We start from the raw sequence: 21,811 nt of genomic DNA, 5'->3' as shown, positions 1-21,811 counted from the left end.
GAACAATATGTCTTACAGCACCCAGATGAGGTGTTACGTCGCATCGGGTGTACTGCGTGAATCAGAGGTTAAAATTTTAAATTGGATGTATATAGCTTGCTTTTTTCATTTCGAGGAGGAATTGAGAGATGTTGAAATTATACGTCATTCGTCATGCAGAAACAGAGTGGAATGTACAACAAAGAATGCAAGGATGGAAGGACTCGCCTTTAACTGAAACGGGAAAAAAACACGCAACACTTTTACATGATCGATTGCGTACAGTCCCGTTTACTGCTGTGTATTGCAGTCCAAGTGATCGGACAAAGGAAACGGCGCAAATTGTGTTAGGACAACGTCATGTACCAATATATTTTGATGAACGACTACGTGAAATTCACTTAGGTGATTGGGAAGGAAAAACAATTGCAGAAATTGCTCAAGTGGACGAGCAAAATCATCATCATTTTTATCATAGCCCAGATGCATACAAGCCGATCATTGGCGAGACGTTTCTTGATGTCCAACGTCGAGCTGTCGCTGCGATCCAACATATAGCTAAAAATCATTTAGAAGGTCATATTCTTATTGTTACACATGGCATGGTGATTCGTACGCTCCTAGTGTATTGGAAACAACAAACGCTCGCACAGTTATGGAAAAATAGCCGTGTATACGGCACGAGTGTGACGATCGTTTCGTTTGAAGAAGGAAAGTGGAATATAGAATGTGAGTCAGATATTTCACATCTTGAAAGTGAGCTGACACACTTGTGAAAAAATGGGCTATTTTCTTCATTGTCATTTTCTTTATCACCGGTTGTGCACAACAAAATAAAGGAACGACGTTTGTTACGACAGTACAATACGTTGTTGATGGAGATACAGTCAAAATAAAAAAGGATGGAGAGATGGTAACCGTCCGTCTGTTAAACATTGACACGCCAGAAACGTATCGCGAAAAACAGGCGTATGGTGAAGAAGCAAAACAATTCGCTAAAGACGTTTTGCTTCATAAAAAAGTGACGATGGAGTTAAGTGCAAAAGAACAACCGTATGATCGTTACGGTCGATTACTTGCATACATATGGTTGGAGGATGGAGCGTTGTATCAAGAAAAAGTTGTACAAGAAGGGCTTGCACGCGTTGCTTATGTGTTTGAACCGGATACAAAATATGCAAAAAGATTGTATAAAGCACAAGAAAAAGCGAAAAAAGCGAAAAAGCGCATTTGGAGTGTAGATGGATACGTCACAGAGAAAGGATTTAATATGAGCGTATGGTTAGATCAAGCTTCGTAAATATAAAAGGGCTGTTTCATCCAGCCCTTTTAATGTGCGAGCATCGCTTGCATATCTTCTTCTACATCGCCGATAAGTTTGAGACCGAACATATCTTGTAGGACGCGTAACACACCTTCCGAAATGAAGTGTGGTGCTTTCGGTCCAATTCGAATGTCTTGAATGCCTAAACTAAACAATCCGAGTAAGATGGCAACTGCTTTTTGTTCAAACCATGAAAGGACGATGCTAACAGGCAGCTCATTCACTTCACAGCCGAATGCTTCCGCAAGCGCCATTGCAATTTTGACAGTCGAAATCGAGTTGTTGCATTGTCCTAAATCAATATATCGTGGAACGTTCGTGCCAGGAACAACTCCGTAATCGACATCGTTAAAGCGGAATTTCCCACAAGATGTCGTTAAAATGACAGTGTTTTCTGGTAAAGATGTTGCTAATGAGCGATAATATTCGCCACCTTTTCCAGGAGCGTCGCAACCTGCAATAACGAAAAAGCGTTCAATTTTTCCTTCTTTTACAGCTTGAATAATTTCCGGTGCAATTTGAATAACGGTTTCGTGATGGAACCCAGTCACTAACGTTTCGTCCGATTCAATGTTTGCTTCTGGAAGTTGTAGAGCCTTCTCAATTAACGGCGTGAAATCATCATTCTCGATTTTTTGTACATGTTCTAACCCGGCTACATCGTATGAAAACATGCGATCAGCATATGAACCTTTTATTGGCATGACACAGTTTGTTGTCGCTAAAATGGCGCCAGGGAATTTTTCAAATAAGCGACGTTGATCGTACCATGCTTTTCCGACATTTCCTTTCAGATGTTTATATTTTTTTAATTGTGGATAACCGTGTGCTGGGAGCATTTCGGAATGTGTGTAAATGTTAATTCCTTTTCCTTCTGTTTGTTTTAATAGTTGTTCAAGGGCAAATAAGTTATGTCCTGTAACGAGAATACATTTTCCTTCAATTTTATTTTGCGTTACACGAACAGGTTGAGGAATGCCAAGTCGCTCTGTATGTGCTCGGTCGAGTAGTTCCATTACGCGAATGGCGGCTCTTCCGACTTTCATCGCCATGTCTATATGTTCTTGTACGTTAAAGTTAGAGTTTGTTAACGTCATATATAACGCTTCATGTGTTGTTGTATCAACGAACGGATCGGTATATCCAAGTTGATGTGCGTGCGTGCGATATGCGGCAATTCCTTTTAATGCAAATACGATCGTATCTTGCAAACTTGCAATTGTTTCATCTTTCCCACAAACACCGACAACTGTACATCCGCCTATTGGTGTTTGTTCACATTGATGACAAAACATTATAACCCCTCCTTTTCTTATTAACACTTTAACAATAGAGGAAAATGCGTACGTCGTAAGTGATGCATATCACACTTTCATATAAAAATGTGAACGAAATTTGACAATATTCCATATTGAATCACGAGAAAAAATGTATTAAAATGAAAGAAAATTGAATTAATCAAACTACTAGGGGTGCCGGATGGCGATGGCTGAGAGGAAAACGCGCAATCAGTTTTCCAACCCTTTGAACCTGATCTGGTTTGTACCAGCGGAGGGAAGTAGGCTATGTTTTGAGTGTGCAAACTAGTCGATTCTGTCCGACTAGTTTTTTATTTTTTTAAGGGGGAATGAATGATGAATGTAGGACAATGGTTAACACGTGTGAGAGAGGAATCACCGCTTGTACACAATATGACAAATGTCGTGGTGACCAATTTTGTTGCGAATGGCTTACTTGCTCTAGGTGCATCCCCTGTTATGGCGTATGCAAAAGAAGAAGTAGCGGATATGGTTCGTTTAGCTCGTGCTTTAGTGTTAAACATTGGCACACTAAACGAAACAGATGTAGAAGCGATGGTTATTGCCGGAAAATCAGCAAACGAAGCAAACATCCCTGTTATTTTTGATCCTGTTGGGGCAGGTGCGACAGCGTATCGCACTGAAACAGCAAAACGTATATTACGCGAAGTAAACATTTCGATTTTGCGTGGAAATGCATCAGAAATCGCAAGCATTACTGGAGAACAAGTACGTACAAAAGGAGTCGATGCAGGGAATGTGCAAGGCGATCTCGAGCATGTAGCGAAAAAAGCAGCACGCATGTTTCGTTGTGTAGTCGTTATAACAGGAAAAGACGATATAGTAACCGATGGAGAACGTATTGTAATCGTCTCAAATGGTGATGCGATGTTAACGAAAGTAACTGGAACCGGTTGTTTATTAAGCGCGGTATTAGGCGCATTTGCTGGTGTAGGAGAAAATGTGATGATGTCATCTGTTGCTGCGCTTGCTTATTACGGTGTGGCGGCTGAAAAAGCAGCCAAACACGCCAAAGCGCCAGGTAGCTTTCAAATGGCTTTTTTAAATGCTTTATACGAGATAACAGCAGAAGAAGTGAATGAATACGCACATATTCGAGGGGAATAAATGATGAAACAAATGCTATCGTTATATTTCGTGATGGGAAGTGTCGATTGTACGAAAGATCCACTTGCTGTGTTAGATGAAGCGATCGAAGGCGGCATCACGATGTTTCAGTTTCGCGAAAAAGGAAAAGGGGCACTCAAGGGAGTTGAAAAATACCGTTTAGCTGAGAAATTGCTTGAGCGATGTCGTGCTCGTAACATTCCGTTTATTGTGAATGACGATGTAGAGTTAGCGATTGCTTTACAAGCAGACGGTGTTCATGTCGGACAAGAGGACGAAGCAGCTGAACGCGTTCGCGATCGCATAGGGAATAAATATTTAGGGGTATCTGTTCACAACTTGACTGAAGTAAAAAAAGCGCTTGCTGCTCATGCCGATTATGTCGGATTAGGTCCGATTTTCCCAACTGTTTCAAAAGAAGATGCAAAACAGGCATGTGGCTTGACGATGATTAAACATATTCGCGCACATGAAAAACACGTTCCGCTTGTGGCAATCGGTGGGATTACACAACAAACAGCAAAACCAGTCATCGAAGCAGGAGCAGACGGAATTGCCGTCATTTCTGCCATTTGTCGTGCCGAACATATTTGTGAACAAACAAAACGACTATATGAGATTGTCATGCGTACGAAACAAAAAGGCGGCAGGTAATGTCGTCTTTTTCTATTTTTTGTGCAGGATTTTACTCACATATGTCGAAAAAAACAGCGAACATACGAAAGAGGGAGATGGGAAAGATGGAACATATCGTATTGTCATATGAAGATCGAGTCGCAACAATTGAGTTGAATCGTCCGGATACGTTGAACGCTTTAAATGAGAAAATGTTAGCGGAGTTGTTACAAGCGTTAAAAGAAGTGGAAACAAGCGAGGCGGACATCGTCATTATTCGTGGGCGTGGAAAAGGATTTAGTGCAGGAGGTGACATTAAAACAATGTTGCAATCGACGAATGAACATTCATTCATAGAAGTGATGGAAACGATTAAACAAATTGCAGTAAAGTTACATCAATTGCCGAAACTAACGATCAGTTACGTGCATGGGGCCGCAGCAGGTTTGGGATTCAGTTTAGCACTTGCTTGTGACTATGTGATTGCAAATGAACAAGCGCGTGTTGCAATGAATTTTATCGGCATTGGCTTAGTTCCAGATGGTGGGGGTCATTTCTTTTTAAAACGAAAAATTGGAGATGTCAAATCAAAACAAATCATATGGGAAGGAAAAGTAATGAGTGCACAAGAGGCATATGAAGTGGGACTTATTGATGAAATCGGTGATGAGCAAGCGATTCAACAAAAAGTAACGGAGTGGCTAGCAAAACCGATTCGTGCGATGATTGCAACGAAGCAGTTGTATGCTTATTTAAGCGAAGAACAGTTGTTGAACACGTTGCAAATGGAGACAGCGTATCAAGCGAAAATGCGTAAAACAAAAGACCACGAAGAAGGTATTCGCGCTTTTTTAGAAAAGCGTCGTCCGCATTTTAGCGGAAAATAAAAAATTTGAAAAACTTTCATCTTTAAGCTATCTTTTTCGGGTCTGCGACGTGTATAAATGAAATATAGAAAAAGTATAACGAAAAGGGCGGCTGAAGATGAAAGTAGTGATTATAGACGATTATGTGCCGACATTGGAAATGATGGAAGCGATGCTCGAACATATTCAAGGCATCTCCATTCATCCGTTTGAAGATGCGGACGAGGCATATGCATATATTTTATCCCAACATGTCGATGTCATTTTAATGGACATTTGTATGCCGAAAACAGACGGTATTGAATGGTGTCGGCGATTGAAACAACATGAGCAATTGCATCATATCCCTGTATTAATGGTTACAGGTTACGATGATGAACAAAAATTAGAGGAAGCGTTTGCAGCAGGGGCATTTGATTACATTCGCAAGCCGTTTACAATGGTCGAACTCGTTTCGCGTGTTCAATTGGCGTATCGCCAAAAAGAAACGATGGATCAACTGAAACGAACGAATGAAGCATATGTAGAAAGTTATCGGCATATGTGGACGATGCAAAAAAAGATGAATGAAGACTTACAATTAGCCCGACTCGTTCAAGAAGGTTTACTTCCTGAACCGCTGAATAATGAACATATTCATTTTGTCGGGACGTATATTCCTTCTTCACAACTGTCTGGTGATTTATATTTTTGGCAACAAGTTCGTCCACATATGTATGCTTTTATTGTGATTGATGTCATGGGGCACGGTGTTGCATCTGCACTTGTTGCGATGTCGATTCGTTCTTTGTTACATGGATTAATGACGAAAGTGACAGACCCCCTTCTTGTTGTGCATGAATTAAATCGACATGCTTTTCAATTGTTTGGAAAGGAAACGAAATATTACTTTACCGCTTTTTACGGAACAATTGATGTAAAAAAGAAAGTCATGGAGTATGTAAACGCAGGCCATCCGCCAGCCATATCGATGAATAATCGAAAAGCGATGCTTCTTAAAGAAGGGGGCATTCCAATTGGCATTGTATCCAATGCTCCATATAAAAAAGGGACGATTTCGTTTCAACATGACACCTATCTTATGATTTACACAGACGGATTGATCGAAGTGTTAGGTGAAGAATGTGCCAGACAACTTGCTGACATGATGCAAACGGCTCATACGTTTGATGAGATGGTAAAGAACATAAATGAAAAAACGCAATATGATAAAGGAAATGACGATATTACATTCGTTTCTATTCATGTAAAATAGCAAAAAGGGGTCGAGAGCCCTTTTATTTAATGTCTACAAATTGATCAAGTTGACAGATAGATAATATATGTTTAATAGGTGCTGAAACGCCTGTCATTTCAATACGCATTCGATCTTTTAATGGATACAGCCAGCTAATCAGCAATCGAACACCAGAGCTATCAATAAATCGAACAGCAGATAAATCAATTTGTAAATGAGATGTTTCCCACGGCTGTGATTGAATCGTTTCTTCCATGACGCGTGATGTTTCAAAGTTAATATCTTGCTGAAAAGAGACAACGATTTTATCATCATATGTAACAATGTTGATCATATTTCTCCCCCTTTATTCCGTGCGACAACGACAATGGCACGTTTTCCTTTTTCGTCAAATGAAAAATGGGAAGCAAGCTGTTGAACAAGGAAAAGTCCCCGTCCTCCTGGACGAGTGAAATCAGGAGGAGGAGCGCTGAGTTTTTCTTCCCATTGAAAGCCGTCTCCTTCATCAATCACTTCAATGACGATCGCTTCATCTGACCAGCTGATGTGTACAGTAGCATATTTTTTTGTAGAATGTCGAATGACATTGGAAACGAGCTCCCATAATATTAATTGAATTGTATATTTTTGTATTTCGTCTAGTTGCATATGATCGTTTATTTGCTCGAGCATCGCTGAAATCATTGTGCTATAATTTGTTTCATTTAGCTGAGCTTGAATCATTGTTTTTTAATTGAATCAAAAGTTGTTTTATATAAGGATGTTTATAATCACCTTGATGCTCGAGACGATACAATTGACTCCATAAAGAGTTATATGTTGAACGAAATGAGAGCGGGATGCTCTCTCCGAACGAACGTTGCAAATGCATGAGACGAAACTTCGCATAGTTGCGTGATGGTACATTATTCGGGAGAATTCCCATATCGATGCGAATGAGCTGCTCGTTTATTTCGTGAAGCAACGTTTCCGCCATTTCGTCGATATGAGCAAACGTCCGTTGCTCGTATTTCAGCCGTGGGTGCTTCATCGTCATCTTCCTCCGTTTAACAATTACGAATTGAACTTTTCGGTCAATTCTTGATTTAAATCGTTTAACTGTTCGGCCATTTCAGCAATTTGTGAGGCAGCGGATGAAATTTCATCAAACATTTGATGAAACTGTTTAATGAGTGAAGTAAATTGATCGATTTTTTTACTAGTTGATTTCACATCAGTAACAGACTGATCAAAAATATGAATAATACTTTCATTTGCTTGTCGGAATGCTCGCGTTTCCTCAACGATTTGTTGAAACGCCTGTTCAAATTTGCGAATCGTTTGTTGAACAATGTCAATGTGATTTTGAATGTAGTCAAGCGATTGTTCCGTCTGCGTTGCAAGTTTTCGCACTTCATTTGCGACGACTGCAAACCCTTTTCCATGTTCACCCGCACGTGCAGCTTCAATGTTCGCATTCAACGATAAAATATTTGTTTGATTTGAAATGTTGCGAATCGCATTGACGATTTCTCCGATTTTTCGCGAGCTATCGGTCAGTTCGTTCGTAAGCGATTTTGTTCCTTCAATTAATGTAGCAACACTGTCTAGTTTGGTTAACGTTTGTTTTACATCTTCTTTTCCTTTTTCAACTCGTTCGCTCATTTGAACAGATTGACGTTGAATACTTGTCACTTCATTCAACATGCTTTGGACATTTTTTTGTACTTCAAAAATAGAAGCAGTTGTTTCTTCCGCACTTGAAGCAAGTGTTGTAGACGATTCTGTTAAACGATGTTGCAACTCTGCAATTTCATTTAACTTCATCATAGACGATGTATACGATTCAATATACGTTTCAATCGCAATTTGCATATCGAATGAACAAAGTTTGGCAAACGATTGGTAAATGTTTGTTGCTTCTGTCGGAGGTAGCTCCTCCATTAATATGCGAAGCACTTCATTTTGAATGATTGTGTAAGCCCCCAAGTACCACTCCGGAAACAAACCGATCCGGTTATGAACGTTGCCGATCACTTTTCGCCGAATAATATATTGTTCACCAATTTCTCCAGAGACCATATCCATTAGATAAGCGCGCAACGTTTGTTTTAAGCGATCAATCGTGGAATGATTGTCAATAATGCGTCTCAAATGTGGCATTTGCCCAACTTGATCGTAAAACGCATTGACAATTCGTTCGACATGCTTAGCAAAGAGTGGACGAATTGAAACAAGTTGTTGCACATCTTTCTCTGTTAATCCAACGAAAGAAACTTGTTGCTTTCGATCGCTTGAAAGGAGTTGTCGATAATACGTTGTAACGTGTGAAGATGTAGAAGGACGAAGATTCATATCTTCATTTTCTTTTTGATGTTTTTTACGGAACAGCTGAATGGCTCCTTGTTCATTGAAAAGAGCGTGAAATGGACATTTTGACATCGTTTTCCCTCCAGTTTTTATAAAAAATCCCCTAAAATATTATATCATGTACTGTAAAAATAAGAAGGAAAATTTTTATGTTATTTCCGAGGGAAGCGCAAAAAATGACAAAGTTTTCCCTACTTGTCGAATGAAAAAGAATAAAGTAGAATGTTTACTTGTGAACAATAAGAACCGCGGAGAGAGAAGCAATGAGTAAAAAAATTTTATATTTATTTTTTGTTTTAATAGGAGCTACAGTTGTCATTTTCGCGAATATGAAACATAACATTTATACGTTCATGTAAAATAGGTGTTTCCATTAGTACATGTATACCCCTTTGCACATACGCTAGAAATGTAACAAACTTTAATGCGAAAGGGGTATGAAATATGCGTTGTCGTCCAAATATGATGGCGCCAATCGTTCATCCAACAAAATGTTGTACGCAACATCAAATGCAAAAAACGATTGTGCCACACATTCATCCGTCACATACGACGTATGTGAATCATCATGTGTTCCAACATCAACATTATTTTCCACATACGCAATCTGTTGTAAACGATGTATCACATCAACATGTTGTTTGTCCAGGACCTGGTCCGTTTCCACGACCATTTTAACCGAAGGCGATTCGCCTTCGGTTTTTTGTCGAAAAAAAGACGAAGTTTGTGAAAATGAAAAATTGACAAAGACTGCTTTTTTTGAAAGAATAGGTGTAGACATGGATAATTGAGGTGAGCAAACGTGCTTTCAGATCGCATCAACTTAACAGCAAAAGACATTCTCGAAAAAGAGTTTAAAATAAGCATGCGCGGATATAATCAAGATGAAGTTGATCGCTTTCTTGATTTAGTCATTAAAGACTATGAAACATTTCATCAAATGATTGAACAATTACAACAAGAAAATGCAAAATTGAAAAGCCAATTGCAGGAGGCACAAAAACGTCAGCCATCTCAAACGGGAACGACGAACTTTGATATCTTACAACGTCTTTCCAATTTAGAAAAACATGTTTTTGGAAACAAACTTTACGAATAAATGTTCCAACCTTTTCTATTGATTTGGCTTATCGTTTCGGATATACTAACATATGCTTACATGAATCATGTTCGGGTAATCGCTGCGATGTGTATGCATCGTAGAGGAAAGTCCATGCTCGCACGGTGCTGAGATGCCCGTAGTGTTCGTGCCTAGCGAATGCATAAGCTAGGGCAGTCTGGCGATAAGCTGGGCTGACGGCAGGGAAAGAGCCTACGTCCTTCAATGGATATGGCTCGACTACCTTTAAAGTGCCACAGTGACGTAGTCTTGCTGGAAACGGCAAGAGTGGAACGCGGTAAACCCCACGAGCGAGAAACCCAAATGATGGTAGGGGCACCTTCTCGAAGGAAATGAACGGAGAGAAGGACAGGCGTACAGCCTGTAGATAGATGATTACCGCCGAAGTACGAGGCGCAAGCCGTTTGCAGTACGACGGAACAGAACATGGCTTACAGAACATGGTTCATGGCAACACTCTCCTGCATAACGTCAGGGGAGTTTTTGTTTTTTGGGAATATGAGGGGAGAGTTTGTTGTGGACAAAAAGTTAGCATCTTTGTTTGGTTTAGATACATTTTTATCTGTGTCCCATGCCATTATTCAAGAAGCGGACGAAGGAATTATTGTGACGGATAGTGAAGGACATATTTTATTAGCTAACCCAGCTTTTGAAACGGTAACGGGTTATACGCAAGAAGAAGTGCTCGGAAAAAAACCAAATATTCTTCGCTCTGGTTTACATGATCGAACATTTTATGAGAATATGTGGGAAACGATACGCGATCACGGCGTTTGGAAGGGAGAAATTTGGAACAAACGAAAAAATGGCGAGTTGTTCGTCGAATGGTTAACGATCAAAGCCGTTTATGATGTCGCAGGAAACCCGACGCATTATGTAGCGATCTTTTCAGATGTGACACAACATAAGCGAACGATGGAGCAACTTGCGCGATTATCGAACTATGATTTGTTGACCAATGTTCCAAATCGACAATTATTTACGAAACGTCTTCAACATTTACTTGAAATGGCACGTCGCTACAATCAGCAATTAGCGATTTTGTTTCTTGACTTAGATCGCTTTAAATATATTAACGATGAGCTTGGACATTACAATGGAGATGTATTGTTAAAAAAGGTAGCCAATCGTTTAAAAAAGCTATTGCGCACGAAAGATACGTTAGCTCGTATTGGTGGAGATGAATTTGTTGTCATTTTACCTAAACTAAAAGATGTTCAAGAAGCTGTTAGCATAGCAGAACAAATGATTGAATCACTACAAGCTCCTTTTATATTAAATGGAAAAGATGTATATATGTCAGCAAGCATCGGCATAAGCATGTATCCAAACGACGGAGATGATGGGGAAACACTATTACGTCGAGCCGATCGCGCCATGCAAAAAGCGAAAGAAAGCGGAAGAAATCGCTTTGAATTATATACAACTAAGTTGGACTACCAAAGCGAAGTGGTCATGTTAGAAAATTATTTGCGAAAAGCACTTGAACGAAATGAATTATTCATTTGCTATCAGCCGATTGTCAATATGAAAACGAAGAAAATTGAGGCACTTGAAGCATTAATGCGTTGGAAACAGCCAAATATCGGGTTCGTTTCCCCTGCGCAATTTATTCCGCTTGCAGAAGAAACTGGATTGATTGTTCCGATAACAAAATGGCTATTCGAACAAGCATGTATACATATGAAGGCGATTCATCAATTCGCTCCGCATATAAAAATCGGAATAAACATTTCCGCTGTTCATTTTCAACAAGATGATTTTGTTGAACAGTTGTCAACAATTGTCAAAAAAAACGATGTACATCCGCGCTTTTTTAAATTAGAACTAACGGAAAGTACGATTATGCCAAATGCAGAGGAATCTGTTCAAAAACTTGTACAGTTAAAACAGTGTGGTTTTAAACTAGCTATTGATGACTTTGGGACAGGTTTTTCTTCATTAAGTTATTTACATCGTTTTCCAATTGATATTTTAAAAATCGATCAATCGTTTATTCGTCGCCTATCTTTATATAGCGATGATGCGACGATCGTCTCAACAATTATTATGATGGCGCATCATTTGCATTTATCTGTCGTGGCCGAAGGGGTCGAAACAGAGCAGCAATATGAATTTTTAAATAAACAGCAATGTGATATGGTGCAAGGATATTACATTGCTAAGCCGATGCCAATAGATGAGGTGCAGCACTTTATTCAAGAATGGGATGAATATATCAATGAAAGGTGAATGAATATGGGGCAAATAACATTAATTGCTACTGCAGCAATGGGGCTCGAGTCCATTGTTGCAGATGAAGTTCGGGCGCTCGGGTATGACTGTCAAGTGGACAATGGGAGGGTGATGTTTGTTGCAGATGAGCGAGCGATTTGTCGCACGAATTTATGGCTTCGCACAGCCGATCGGGTGAAAGTGAAGGTGGGGGAATTTCGTGCAACGACGTTTGATGAGTTATTTGAACAAACAAAAGCGCTACCGTGGGCACAGTTTTTACCTATGGACGCCCATTTTCCTGTTGTTGGGAAGTCGGTTAAATCAAAATTGTTTAGTGTATCCGATTGTCAAGCGATCGTAAAAAAAGCGATTGTTGAAAATTTAAAACAACATTATGGCGTTTCATGGTTCGAGGAGACAGGCGCACAATTCCGTATTGAAGTTGCTTTACATAAAGATATCGCCACATTAACAATCGATACGAGTGGTGCGGGGTTGCACAAAAGGGGATATCGCACCAAACAAGGAGAAGCACCATTAAAAGAAACGTTAGCGGCAGCGCTTGTTCAGTTAACGAATTGGAATCCGGATCGTCCATTTGTTGATCCATTTTGTGGATCTGGAACGATTGCGATTGAAGCAGCACTGATTGGTCAAAATATTGCACCAGGATTTAACCGCGATTTTGTATCTGAACGATGGAGTTGGATTCCATCTCGATTTTGGGACGAAGCGAGGGAAGAGGCGGAAGATTTGGCGCGCTATGATCAACCGCTACATATTGTCGGCTTTGATATTGATCATCGCATGGTAGACATCGCGAAAACAAACGCACAAGAAGCAGGATTAGCCGACTTAATTACGTTTAAACAAATGCAGGTGAAAGATTTTCGAACGAAAGATGAGTACGGCGTCATCGTCGGCAATCCTCCCTATAGTGAGCGATTAGGGGAAAAAGAAGAAGTAGAACAGTTATATCGGGAAATGGGAAAAACATTTGCTGCACTCGATACGTGGTCGATTTATATATTAACATCTCACCGCAACTTTGAGCAGTTGTATGGGAAGCAAGCAACAAAACGTCGAAAACTATTCAATGGTTTCATTGAAACGCAATATTATCAATTTTGGGGACCTCGTCCACCCCGTTCATATGAAAAGCTGTCTCATTGACAGCTTCTTTTTCTTTTCAACTTCATTGACTTCTTTCTTTTTTTGGTCGATAATTAATGTTTGTGTACTTCGTTAAAATTAATGGAGGGGCTAAAAAATATGAGCAAATATCCGTTTGTATTAAGTAAAAATGAAAATTTTTTTGATAAATTAAATGAATGGATTGGGGACGTGTTTTACGATATTTTACCTGAAGCAGGGTTTGAATTGCGTGATGAGCAAATTTTTATGGCATTTCAGCTTGAGCGAGCATTTAAAGAGAAAAAAGTGATGTTTGCAGAAGCTGGGGTAGGAACGGGAAAAACGATTGTATATTTACTTTATGCTATTTGTTATGCACGATATATCGGAAAACCTGCCATTATTGCTTGCGCAGATGAAACGCTAATTGAACAACTTGTGAAAAAAGAAGGAGATATTGCTAAAATTTCACGAGTTTTAAACATAAACATTGATGTCCGCTTAGCGAAGTCACCAGACCAATATTTATGTTTAAACAAATTGGACGATATATTAATGACCGAAGAGGAAGAATTGTACGAGCAAATTTTTGACGAATTGCCGCCATTTGTCCATGATCATGCTCCGCTCCAAACGTTTTACCATTACGGCGATCGAAAAGATTATGCTCATTTAAGCGACGAGCAATGGTCAAAAATTGCTTGGGATCCGTTTCAAGACTGTTTATCATGTGAAAAGCGTCATCGTTGTGGTCAAACGTTATCGCGCGATTATTATCGCAAAGCAACGGATTTGATTATTTGTTCTCACGATTTTTATATGGAACATATTTGGACGTATGAAGCACGAAAACGTGAAGGACAGTTACCACTTTTACCAGAAGCGAGTTGTGTCATTTTTGATGAAGGACATTTATTAGAGTTTGCTGCCCAAAAAGCGTTAACATATCGTATGAAAGAAACGACATTAGAAACGTTGCTTTCTCGGTTATTAGAAAATGATATTCGCGAACAATTAGCTTATTTAATCGAGGATACATTAGAACTCAGTGCACGATTTTTTGATGAATTGATGAATCATGCTAAAGCGGTACCGGGATCTAATCGTCAAGAAATAACATTTACTGCGTCCCTTTTACAACTGGCAAAAACGCTACGAACAAAAGTAGAACAAATTGGAGACGAACTCGTATTTGAGAGTGAAACGTATACGATTGACCATTATCAATTGAAAGTTGTTGATGAATATTTAGACCAAATTCATCATTCGTTATATTTATTCATTCATAATCGTGATGCCATTACATGGCTTGAGTCGTCACTCGATGGAAACACGCTTGTCATTATGCCAAGAACGGTACAAGAAGTGTTGCGCGAAAAAGTGTTTTCTAAACATATTCCATTTATTTTTTCATCTGCCACATTATCGAATGAAAAATCATTTGATTATATGGCAAAAAGTCTTGGCATCGACGAATATTTATCATTTCATGTTGATTCTCCATTTGATTATGACGAACAAATGACGATTTATATGCCGATATTTGAGAATAACGAACGCATATTTGAAGAGAAATATGCGTACGCCATCGAAAAAATACGTGAAACAAATGGGCGTGCACTTGTATTGTTCCCGACACGTGAACAATTAAATGAATTTAAAGCCCGTGCTCAGCAAGAAGACGGATTGACCTTTTTATTTGAAGGGGATCAAGAAATTAGCGAACTCGTTTCTCGTTTTCAAAATGAAGAGGAAACGGTTTTATGTGCCCAACATTTATGGGAAGGATTAGACATTCCAGGTCCGTCACTAAGCAACGTCATCATTTGGGCACTCCCTTATCCACCGAATGATCCCGTTTTTCAGGCAAAGCGAAAACAAACGGACAATCCGTTTTGGGAAGTGGACGTTCCGTATATGGTTTTACGATTGCGACAGGGGGTAGGGCGCCTCATTCGTCAACGAGACGATCGAGGAATCGTATGTATTTTTGTGACAGACGATGAGCCAATGCAAGTAATTGAAACGATTAAACGTGTATTACCGACAGATGTACAGCAAAAATAAAGGAATATTTGTAAATATTGTAGAATAACGATACAAAGGAATGGAGGGAAGAAGATGAAGAAAAATATTCAGGCTGTTGAAAAGCAATTTTTGCAGTACGTCAAAAAAATGATGGCGTACAAAGAAGCTATTTCGCTTATGTATTGGGATTTGCGTACAGGTGCTCCCAAAAAAGGGGTTGATCAACGCTCAGAAGTGATCGGAATGTTATCACAAGATGTATTCCATATGTCGACCTCAGAGCAAATGGCCGCATATATTGCGGAACTTTCAGCGAAGTCCGTACAGGAACAATTGTCACCGGTCACCCGTTATACGTTAGTAGAATGTCAGAAAGAGTACGAACGAAATAAAAAAATTCCTGCTGATGAGTATAAACAATATGTTATTTTACAGTCCAAAGCGGAAAGTGTATGGGAAGAAGCGAAAGCGAAATCTGACTTTTCCCTTTTTGAACCGTACTTAGAGCAGCTTGTCGATTTTACAAAACGTTTTATCACATACTGGGGGACAAATGGACACCCATATAATACGTTATTAGATTTGTACGAACCAGGTGTGACTGTTGATTTGCTAGACAGCGTGTTTTCAAAATTACGCGATCATATTGTTCCGCTCGTTCAACAAATTAGCGAGTCGCGACATAAGCCGGAGACAAGCTTTTTATTCCAGCCGTTTCCGAAAGAAAAGCAACGAGCATTTAGTTTAGCGCTTTTAAAAGAATTAGGTTACGATTTTGATGCAGGGCGGCTCGATGAAACCACACATCCTTTTGCGATAACGTTAAATGAAGGAGATGTCCGAATTACAACGAAATATGACGAAAACGATTTTCGGACGGCTATATTTGGTACGATTCACGAATGTGGTCACGCTCTTTATGAACAGAACATATCTAAAGAATGGGCAGGTACACCGCTTTACGATGGTACGTCAATGGGCATTCATGAATCCCAATCGCTATTTTATGAAAATTTTATTGCACGTCATTATTCGTTTTGGAAGCGACATTATAGCTTATTGCAACAATATGCTCCGCATTTTGCTGATGTTTCATTGGATGATTTTTATCGTGCAATTAACGAGTCAAAACCGTCTCTTATTCGCATTGAAGCGGATGAATTGACGTATCCATTACATATTATTATTCGATATGAAATGGAAAAAGCATTGTTTGATGGCGCGGTTGAAGTGAGAGATTTGCCACACATTTGGAATGAAAAATACGAGGCGTATTTAGGCATTCGTCCAGAGCGTGATGCAGAAGGAATTCTTCAAGATGTACATTGGGCCGGGGGAAGTTTTGGCTATTTTCCATCGTATGCCCTTGGATATATGTATGCAGCACAGTTTAAACACGCGATGGAGAAAGAGTTTACAAACTTTGGTGAGTTGATCGAAAACGGAGAGTTCGTGCGTATTCGTGAATGGCTGACAACGCATATTCACCAATTTGGGAAAACGAAAAAACCGCTTGACATTTTACATGAAGTAACTGGAGAAGGGTTAAATCCAGCTTACTTGATTTGCTATTTGGAAGAAAAATATAAACATATTTATCGACTATAAAAAAACCGGGCATTTGCCCGGTTTTTTACCAAAGTTTAAATCCTTTTGAGCCAGGAGGTGCATTTTGGATCATATCGATAAATGGAACAGTATATGCGATCAAAATGAGTACAACAGCAATACCGATCCATAATTTCCAGTTTTCAAATACGAGCGGCGTACGCTCAGCCTGTTCAGCAACTTCTGCGACAGGGAACTCTGTCTCACCTTTTGGAGCGAAAAATGCTAAGTTTGTAACGATAATGAGTACAAGAATAATACCGATGAACAAAATTGTTCCCCCAACTGCTTGAGCGATTTGATAAGGAATCCACTCTAGCGCTTGTGGTGCATCTCCGTATGTTGAAAACGCTGAACGACGTGGAGCGCCGAGCAACCCAGCAAAGTGCATTGCGCTAGACATAAAAATCATACCAATCGACCAAACGATCGTTTGAATAATTGCTAAACGGTTCATCGCCTTTGTCATCACACGTCCCGTTAAATGTGGGATGAGCCAATAAGCTGCGCCAAAGAATGTTAATACAACAGTTGTTGCTAATGTTAAATGGAAGTGACCCGTTACCCAAATCGTATTATGAACAACTTGGTTTAATTGGTGTGATGCGTTGACAAGACCACCGGCACCAGCAGGGATAAAGAACAACATACCGATAAACGGTGCAAAGAAACGAGCATCACCCCAAGGGAGTTTACGTAACCATCCGAATAATCCTGTTGCTCCTTTAGAACGACCGTACATCTCGAACGTTGCAAACATCGAGAACGCTGTCATTAGTGATGGAATAACAACCATAAACGTTAAGACAACTTGTAAGTACTTCCAAGCTGGATCAATTCCAGGTTCCACAAGTTGATGGTGGAAACCGACAGGAATTGAGAAAATTAAGAATAAAATGAACGACATGCGTGCAAGGGAATCAGAAAACATTTTTCCGCCAATAATTTTCGGAATAATTGCATACCAGATCATATATGCCGGTAATAACCAGAAATATACGAGCGGGTGACCGAAATACCAGAATAATGTTCGGCTTACAAGTACGTTAATACGATCAACGTAACCTAATGACCAAGGAATAAGTTGGAATAATACAGTTGCAGCTACACCAAGCGAGCAAACGAGCCATAACACCATGTTAACAACAGACATGAACGTAAGTAACGGACTTACTTGACCAGGATGAGCTTTTTTCCATTTCGCATAGTGAGCAAACATCGCAAATCCGCTTACCCAGCTCCCGACAACAACAAGTGTTAGTCCAATATAAAAACCTGCATGAGCTTGTAGTGGTGCATAAAATGTATATAGAACAGAAGCTTCACCAATTAAAATGTAAAAGGCAGTAATTGCTGTGCCGATTGTCATGAGCCAAAAACCGACCCATCCCCAAAATCGTACGCGATCAGAAAGCGTTCCGGCCGTACGACTGACAGCTGCAAATTGGAAACCAATGATAAAGAATGTAGTTAAAACAAGTCCGAGTAATACACCGTGAGTTGTTAAAATCGTATAATAGCTAATACCTGCTGGCAATTCAAATTTTCCTGAGCGCACAAGCACTTGTAATAGACCGGCAAGTCCTCCTAACGCAAGTGCAACGAAAGCGACATAAATATGGGCCATTGCTAATTTGCCATCACGTGCATCTACTTTCCAAGTTTCGTTCATCATTGTTCAACCACCTTCACTTTCGCCGTCATTAAGTGGTGACCGGCACCGCAATATTCGTTACATAAAATGACATACTCACCGACTTTATCGAATGTTTGTGTGTAACTACTTACATAACCAGGTTCAACCATCATATTTACGTTTGTTCCCGCCATTTCAAATCCGTGAATGACGTCTTTTGTTGCTACGTTAATCGTTACTTTTGCTCCTTTTGGGATTTCTACTTGATTCGGTGTATACGCAAATGCAGAAGCAACGATATTTAGTTGATATTCGTTATCTCCCGTTTTTACAAGTCCTGGTTTATCAAAAGGTGGTGTTTGATCGACTTTTTCTGGATCGATCGTTGTTAAACAGCTTGGTGGCTGTGTTCCTTGTGCGAATGCACCAACCCCTAAGACAGCTAAAAATACGAATAATGAACCGATGCCGAAAAACAGCCAAATTTTTTCATATTTATGCATGTGCATAACGCCTCGTCTCCCTTCTCTCTATAAACGATTCAAAAACAAGAAATATACGCTTACCCACGTGAAAATGAGGAAAAATCCCAAAAACAAAACAGAAGCGAGCGTTCCTTTTAATGCAGGTTCTTTCTCTACTTTTGTTTTTGGTGTGTTTGTGTTTAATTGAGTTTTCATTTGCGCTCCTCCTTTCCTTAATAAACCTTAATTAGAAATGTATACACTTACATCATACAAAACAATTTGCGAAATGAAACGTTTTCCTAGTACATTTCACAAATTGTTCATTCGTTACTTTACCATCATCATAACCGTAAAAATAAGGAGTAGCTGTGACTTTTGTCACATGAATTTTGTGAGGTTGTGAAAAAAATGTGAAATATTTAGAAAAAGATGGTTAGAAAATAAAAAGAAGCTCACAAACGCAAGCTTCTCTTCGTCCTCATTCGTTATCAATTGTTAGAATAAGCTGTAATTCCCCCTTGCTTTCAAAGTGAATGGGCACACGAAATGCTTTATCAAAACCATAAATTTTTGTTTGACCAACGAGAACAGTAGGAGGAGTAATATCGATTGTAATTCCGTTTTGAGATACGATCGTCGCTAAGTTTCCTGCAATCATATTACCAAGTTCACCAGTAAACGATTCGAGCATTTCGCCCTCTAAAGGCATACCGAACATCGTTTCTCCGATACTTCCAAACATCGTTTCATGCCCTTCAATCATAAGACGTCCGCGTAAGTCTCCGGTCATTCCAATCAATACACTAATGGACGTTTGGGTGAAAGGTTGTGTAAATAATGAAGGTTTGTCAATTGTCATCGTTAGTGGGATGACAGAACGAATCGACTCGATCGTTCCATTTAAAATCGTTGTAATTTTTTCACCTAAAGCCATAAAACGACCCCCTTTTTTTCTTCATCATAACAAATTTTTCACTTCAATTACATCACTTTTCGACGAATCCAGACAAAGAAAAAACAAAAAACATAGTGACGAAACAATAAATTGCGTTATAATGAAAGTGCACAACAACATACCTCCTTTCAAAACGTCGAAAGCTTTCCTCCTAATTCACGTGAGGAAAGCTTTTTTACTTAATATGTATAAAATTTCTTTATCAGAAAAATATTATCAATAATGAAAGGAGGGAAATGTATGCCGAGCATCGTTGCAGTGGAATTAGCTGAACTTCCTTATCGCGTTTCGCAAAAAGAAGTGATGAATGCCATAAAGCGTATGTTTCAACATCGTTACGAACATATTGACCGTCTATTATGCATTTTTGAACACGACCATATTCAGTCAAGAACGTTTGTACAACCACTAGATTGGTATATGACAGAGCATTCATTTGCTGAAAAAAACGGGCTGTATATTGAACATGCCGTTCGATATGGGAAAGAGGCAATCGAACGTTGTTTGCAGAGCGCCAATATATATTTTGAAGACATTGAAGCCATCTTTTATATTTCAACGACTGGGATTGCTACACCGAGCATTGAGGCGAGAATAATGAACGAACTTCCTTTTTCGATACATACGAAACGCATCCCTATATGGGGGCTCGGATGTGCAGGGGGAGCAGCCGGCATTGCTCGCGCGGTAGATTACTGTCGAGCATATCCAAAAGCGAAAGTACTTGTCCTTGCGGTAGAATTTTGCAGTCTCACTTTTCAACTTGAGGATGTGTCAAAAAGCAATTTTATTGGTACATCACTATTTGCTGATGGAGTAGGTTGTGTGTGTATTGTAGGAGATGATGTGCAGTTGCAAAGTATAGCTCCGCAAGTGGTCGATATGCAATCGATATTTATGCGTAACATGGAAGATATCATGGGGTGGGATATAAGAGATAAAGGGTTTTACGTTGTGTTCTCTAGGCATATTCCGACTATTATTCGTCAGTCGATCGGTGAAATCACGGAATTTTTTTTACGGAAAAACGGGCTTGATGTTTCGCAAATTGAACATTTTGTTGTACATCCAGGTGGTAAAAAAGTGCTTGATGCCTATCAAGATGGTTTACATATAGATGAAAATACGTTAACTCACGCAATTCATGTTTTACGAGAGTACGGAAACATGTCTTCAGTAACTGTGCTTGCTGTTTTACGACGTTTTTTACAACAATCTATCACTCAACAACATGGCTTAATGATGGCGATGGGGCCTGGATTTAGCTGTGAGCTTCTATTGTTAAAATGGGGAGAAAAATCATGAAATGGAACGTGTTTTTCTTTTTAATTGTTCAACGATTTGTTGAGTTGTACTGGGCAAAAAGAAATGAACGATGGATGAAGAAGAGAGGAGCAAAAGAATTCGGACAACATCATTATAAATATATCGTTTGTATGCATAGTTTATTTTTTGTTTCGCTTTTGATGGAAGGGAGGAAGAAACGCGAACCGACTTTATGGTCATTTTTGTTTAACATATTTATCATTTTACAACTGTTTCGCTTTTGGATCATCGCTTCACTAGGACGGTGTTGGAATACGAAAATTATTGTATTGCCAAATACAGAACGGATACAGAAAGGGCCGTATCGATGGTTTCGACATCCCAATTATTTTGTTGTTGTCCTTGAATTTATTATTATTCCCCTTATGTTTCAAGCATATTGGACGGCTTTCATATTTACAGTATGGAACGCGTACCTTTTATCGATCCGTATTCGTGTGGAGGAACAGGCGCTACGTTTATTAAAATCCCCTCATAAGTAGGGGAATTTTTATGTATTTTTTTTGTGAACTACAGTAAAATGA

23 protein-coding genes, 1 other RNA gene and 1 riboswitch are annotated in these 21,811 nt (G+C 39.4%); of the genes, 15 read left to right on the top strand and 9 right to left on the bottom strand.

The genetic code is table 11. The features are described from left to right. The first annotated feature begins 128 nt into the window (after positions 1–128). Both HNR43_RS09765 and HNR43_RS09760 read left to right on the top strand, forming a co-directional pair. Positions 129–755, top strand: coding sequence for a histidine phosphatase family protein (locus HNR43_RS09765; RefSeq protein ID WP_183243431.1), 627 nt, complete (start codon positions 129–131; stop codon positions 753–755). Continuing rightward, positions 752–1,279, top strand: coding sequence for a thermonuclease family protein (locus HNR43_RS09760; protein ID WP_183243429.1), 528 nt, complete (start codon positions 752–754; stop codon positions 1,277–1,279). The genes HNR43_RS09765 and HNR43_RS09760 overlap by 4 nt, the downstream gene beginning before the upstream one ends. A 29-nt stretch (positions 1,280–1,308) precedes the next feature. On the opposite strand, the gene hcp is transcribed toward HNR43_RS09760, so the two are convergent. Further along, positions 1,309–2,598, bottom strand: a complete 1,290-nt coding sequence (hcp, locus tag HNR43_RS09755; protein WP_183243427.1) for a hydroxylamine reductase — start codon at positions 2,596–2,598, stop codon at positions 1,309–1,311. Between the two features lie 163 nt (positions 2,599–2,761). Continuing rightward, positions 2,762–2,877: riboswitch (TPP riboswitch) on the top strand. Between the two features lie 57 nt (positions 2,878–2,934). Between hcp and thiM the strand changes: the two genes are divergently transcribed. The 4 genes from thiM (at position 2,935) to HNR43_RS09735 (ending at position 6,465) form a co-directional block, all read left to right on the top strand. Beyond that, positions 2,935–3,729, top strand: coding sequence for a hydroxyethylthiazole kinase (gene thiM / locus HNR43_RS09750; protein WP_183243425.1), 795 nt, complete (start codon positions 2,935–2,937; stop codon positions 3,727–3,729). Next, on the top strand, positions 3,730–4,383 hold the full coding sequence (gene thiE, locus HNR43_RS09745; RefSeq protein WP_183243423.1) for a thiamine phosphate synthase: 654 nt from the start codon (positions 3,730–3,732) through the stop codon (positions 4,381–4,383). Between the two features lie 86 nt (positions 4,384–4,469). Continuing rightward, positions 4,470–5,231 carry an enoyl-CoA hydratase gene (locus tag HNR43_RS09740; protein ID WP_183243421.1) on the top strand — a complete coding sequence of 254 codons (762 nt, stop codon included), beginning with the start codon at positions 4,470–4,472 and terminating at the stop codon, positions 5,229–5,231. Positions 5,232–5,328: 97 nt separating this feature from the next. Beyond that, positions 5,329–6,465 carry a PP2C family protein-serine/threonine phosphatase gene (locus tag HNR43_RS09735; RefSeq protein WP_183243419.1) on the top strand — a complete coding sequence of 379 codons (1,137 nt, stop codon included), beginning with the start codon at positions 5,329–5,331 and terminating at the stop codon, positions 6,463–6,465. Positions 6,466–6,487: 22 nt separating this feature from the next. Here the strand turns inward: HNR43_RS09735 and HNR43_RS09730 are convergent, their stop codons facing one another. Genes HNR43_RS09730 through HNR43_RS09715 form a run of 4 tightly spaced genes read right to left on the bottom strand, consistent with a single transcriptional unit; the run spans position 6,488 to position 8,868 of the window. Further along, the gene (locus HNR43_RS09730) at positions 6,488–6,781 is read right to left on the bottom strand and encodes an STAS domain-containing protein (protein WP_183243417.1); all 294 of its coding nucleotides are present in this window, start codon (positions 6,779–6,781) and stop codon (positions 6,488–6,490) included. Further along, positions 6,778–7,119, bottom strand: coding sequence for an ATP-binding protein (locus HNR43_RS09725; protein WP_246346293.1), 342 nt, complete (start codon positions 7,117–7,119; stop codon positions 6,778–6,780). Before HNR43_RS09725 ends, HNR43_RS09730 begins: the two co-directional genes overlap by 4 nt. A gap of 28 nt (positions 7,120–7,147) precedes the next feature. Beyond that, positions 7,148–7,477, bottom strand: a complete 330-nt coding sequence (locus tag HNR43_RS09720) for a hypothetical protein (protein ID WP_183243413.1) — start codon at positions 7,475–7,477, stop codon at positions 7,148–7,150. 23 nt (positions 7,478–7,500) lie between these two features. Further along, the gene (locus HNR43_RS09715; protein ID WP_183243411.1) at positions 7,501–8,868 is read right to left on the bottom strand and encodes a globin-coupled sensor protein; all 1,368 of its coding nucleotides are present in this window, start codon (positions 8,866–8,868) and stop codon (positions 7,501–7,503) included. Between the two features lie 372 nt (positions 8,869–9,240). Here HNR43_RS09715 and HNR43_RS09710 point away from each other — a divergent pair, with 372 nt between their 5' ends. The 7 genes from HNR43_RS09710 (at position 9,241) to HNR43_RS09680 (ending at position 16,903) form a co-directional block, all read left to right on the top strand. Beyond that, on the top strand, positions 9,241–9,474 hold the full coding sequence (locus HNR43_RS09710; RefSeq protein ID WP_183243409.1) for a CotD family spore coat protein: 234 nt from the start codon (positions 9,241–9,243) through the stop codon (positions 9,472–9,474). Positions 9,475–9,598: 124 nt separating this feature from the next. Further along, positions 9,599–9,895 carry a cell division regulator GpsB gene (gene gpsB, locus HNR43_RS09705; protein ID WP_004890279.1) on the top strand — a complete coding sequence of 99 codons (297 nt, stop codon included), beginning with the start codon at positions 9,599–9,601 and terminating at the stop codon, positions 9,893–9,895. A 67-nt stretch (positions 9,896–9,962) separates the two neighbouring features. Then, positions 9,963–10,355: RNase P RNA component class B (gene rnpB, locus HNR43_RS09700), an RNA gene on the top strand. 59 nt (positions 10,356–10,414) lie between these two features. After that, positions 10,415–12,148, top strand: coding sequence for a putative bifunctional diguanylate cyclase/phosphodiesterase (locus HNR43_RS09695; protein ID WP_183243407.1), 1,734 nt, complete (start codon positions 10,415–10,417; stop codon positions 12,146–12,148). Positions 12,149–12,154: 6 nt separating this feature from the next. After that, positions 12,155–13,306, top strand: a complete 1,152-nt coding sequence (locus tag HNR43_RS09690) for a THUMP domain-containing class I SAM-dependent RNA methyltransferase (protein ID WP_183243405.1) — start codon at positions 12,155–12,157, stop codon at positions 13,304–13,306. Positions 13,307–13,405: 99 nt separating this feature from the next. Next, the gene (locus HNR43_RS09685) at positions 13,406–15,334 is read left to right on the top strand and encodes an ATP-dependent DNA helicase (RefSeq protein WP_183243403.1); all 1,929 of its coding nucleotides are present in this window, start codon (positions 13,406–13,408) and stop codon (positions 15,332–15,334) included. Between the two features lie 54 nt (positions 15,335–15,388). Further along, positions 15,389–16,903 (top strand): carboxypeptidase M32, encoded by a 1,515-nt coding sequence (locus HNR43_RS09680; protein WP_183243401.1) that lies wholly within the window; start codon positions 15,389–15,391, stop codon positions 16,901–16,903. Between the two features lie 25 nt (positions 16,904–16,928). Here HNR43_RS09680 and HNR43_RS09675 read toward each other — a convergent pair whose 3' ends face one another. The 4 genes from HNR43_RS09675 to HNR43_RS09660 form a co-directional block, all read right to left on the bottom strand. Beyond that, positions 16,929–18,578: a b(o/a)3-type cytochrome-c oxidase subunit 1 gene (locus HNR43_RS09675; RefSeq protein ID WP_183243399.1), complete on the bottom strand. Its 1,650-nt coding sequence runs from the start codon at positions 18,576–18,578 to the stop codon at positions 16,929–16,931. Beyond that, positions 18,575–19,048 (bottom strand): cytochrome c oxidase subunit II, encoded by a 474-nt coding sequence (locus HNR43_RS09670; protein ID WP_006318623.1) that lies wholly within the window; start codon positions 19,046–19,048, stop codon positions 18,575–18,577. Before HNR43_RS09670 ends, HNR43_RS09675 begins: the two co-directional genes overlap by 4 nt. Positions 19,049–19,069: 21 nt before the next feature. After that, entirely contained in the window at positions 19,070–19,219 is a 150-nt protein-coding gene (locus HNR43_RS09665; protein WP_009361298.1) for a cytochrome c oxidase subunit 2A, read from the bottom strand. 265 nt (positions 19,220–19,484) lie between these two features. Next, a complete protein-coding gene (locus tag HNR43_RS09660; RefSeq protein WP_183243397.1) occupies positions 19,485–19,940 on the bottom strand; it encodes a chemotaxis protein CheX in 456 nt (151 codons plus the stop codon). Between the two features lie 261 nt (positions 19,941–20,201). On the opposite strand from HNR43_RS09660, the gene HNR43_RS09655 reads away from it, so the two are divergent. Continuing rightward, positions 20,202–21,266 (top strand): type III polyketide synthase, encoded by a 1,065-nt coding sequence (locus tag HNR43_RS09655; protein ID WP_183243395.1) that lies wholly within the window; start codon positions 20,202–20,204, stop codon positions 21,264–21,266. After that, positions 21,263–21,769 (top strand): isoprenylcysteine carboxyl methyltransferase family protein, encoded by a 507-nt coding sequence (locus HNR43_RS09650; RefSeq protein ID WP_246346292.1) that lies wholly within the window; start codon positions 21,263–21,265, stop codon positions 21,767–21,769. The genes HNR43_RS09655 and HNR43_RS09650 overlap by 4 nt, the downstream gene beginning before the upstream one ends. Positions 21,770–21,811: the final 42 nt, after the last annotated feature.

This window comes from Anoxybacillus mongoliensis, from assembly GCF_014201515.1.
Taxonomy (GTDB): Bacteria; Bacillota; Bacilli; order Bacillales; family Anoxybacillaceae; genus Anoxybacillus; species Anoxybacillus mongoliensis.
The sequence above is the reverse complement of the archived record's forward strand: the minus strand, read 5'-3'. Positions and strand labels throughout refer to the sequence as shown.

Bases quoted from the DNA above. Each gene is read 5' to 3' on its own strand.
- HNR43_RS09765 (WP_183243431.1), top strand. From the start codon at position 129: ATGTTGAAATTATACGTCATTCGTCATGCAGAAACAGAGTGGAATGTA.
- hcp (WP_183243427.1), bottom strand. From the start codon at position 2,598: ATGTTTTGTCATCAATGTGAACAAACACCAATAGGCGGATGTACAGTT.
- thiM (WP_183243425.1), top strand. From the start codon at position 2,935: ATGATGAATGTAGGACAATGGTTAACACGTGTGAGAGAGGAATCACCG.
- thiE (WP_183243423.1), top strand. From the start codon at position 3,730: ATGATGAAACAAATGCTATCGTTATATTTCGTGATGGGAAGTGTCGAT.
- HNR43_RS09740 (WP_183243421.1), top strand. From the start codon at position 4,470: ATGGAACATATCGTATTGTCATATGAAGATCGAGTCGCAACAATTGAG.
- HNR43_RS09735 (WP_183243419.1), top strand. From the start codon at position 5,329: ATGAAAGTAGTGATTATAGACGATTATGTGCCGACATTGGAAATGATG.
- HNR43_RS09730 (WP_183243417.1), bottom strand. From the start codon at position 6,781: ATGATCAACATTGTTACATATGATGATAAAATCGTTGTCTCTTTTCAG.
- HNR43_RS09725 (WP_246346293.1), bottom strand. From the start codon at position 7,119: ATGCTCGAGCAAATAAACGATCATATGCAACTAGACGAAATACAAAAA.
- HNR43_RS09720 (WP_183243413.1), bottom strand. From the start codon at position 7,477: ATGAAGCACCCACGGCTGAAATACGAGCAACGGACGTTTGCTCATATC.
- HNR43_RS09715 (WP_183243411.1), bottom strand. From the start codon at position 8,868: ATGTCAAAATGTCCATTTCACGCTCTTTTCAATGAACAAGGAGCCATT.
- HNR43_RS09710 (WP_183243409.1), top strand. From the start codon at position 9,241: ATGCGTTGTCGTCCAAATATGATGGCGCCAATCGTTCATCCAACAAAA.
- HNR43_RS09695 (WP_183243407.1), top strand. From the start codon at position 10,415: ATGAGGGGAGAGTTTGTTGTGGACAAAAAGTTAGCATCTTTGTTTGGT.
- HNR43_RS09690 (WP_183243405.1), top strand. From the start codon at position 12,155: ATGGGGCAAATAACATTAATTGCTACTGCAGCAATGGGGCTCGAGTCC.
- HNR43_RS09685 (WP_183243403.1), top strand. From the start codon at position 13,406: ATGAGCAAATATCCGTTTGTATTAAGTAAAAATGAAAATTTTTTTGAT.
- HNR43_RS09680 (WP_183243401.1), top strand. From the start codon at position 15,389: ATGAAGAAAAATATTCAGGCTGTTGAAAAGCAATTTTTGCAGTACGTC.
- HNR43_RS09675 (WP_183243399.1), bottom strand. From the start codon at position 18,578: ATGATGAACGAAACTTGGAAAGTAGATGCACGTGATGGCAAATTAGCA.
- HNR43_RS09670 (WP_006318623.1), bottom strand. From the start codon at position 19,048: ATGCACATGCATAAATATGAAAAAATTTGGCTGTTTTTCGGCATCGGT.
- HNR43_RS09665 (WP_009361298.1), bottom strand. From the start codon at position 19,219: ATGAAAACTCAATTAAACACAAACACACCAAAAACAAAAGTAGAGAAA.
- HNR43_RS09660 (WP_183243397.1), bottom strand. From the start codon at position 19,940: ATGGCTTTAGGTGAAAAAATTACAACGATTTTAAATGGAACGATCGAG.
- HNR43_RS09655 (WP_183243395.1), top strand. From the start codon at position 20,202: ATGCCGAGCATCGTTGCAGTGGAATTAGCTGAACTTCCTTATCGCGTT.
- HNR43_RS09650 (WP_246346292.1), top strand. From the start codon at position 21,263: ATGAAATGGAACGTGTTTTTCTTTTTAATTGTTCAACGATTTGTTGAG.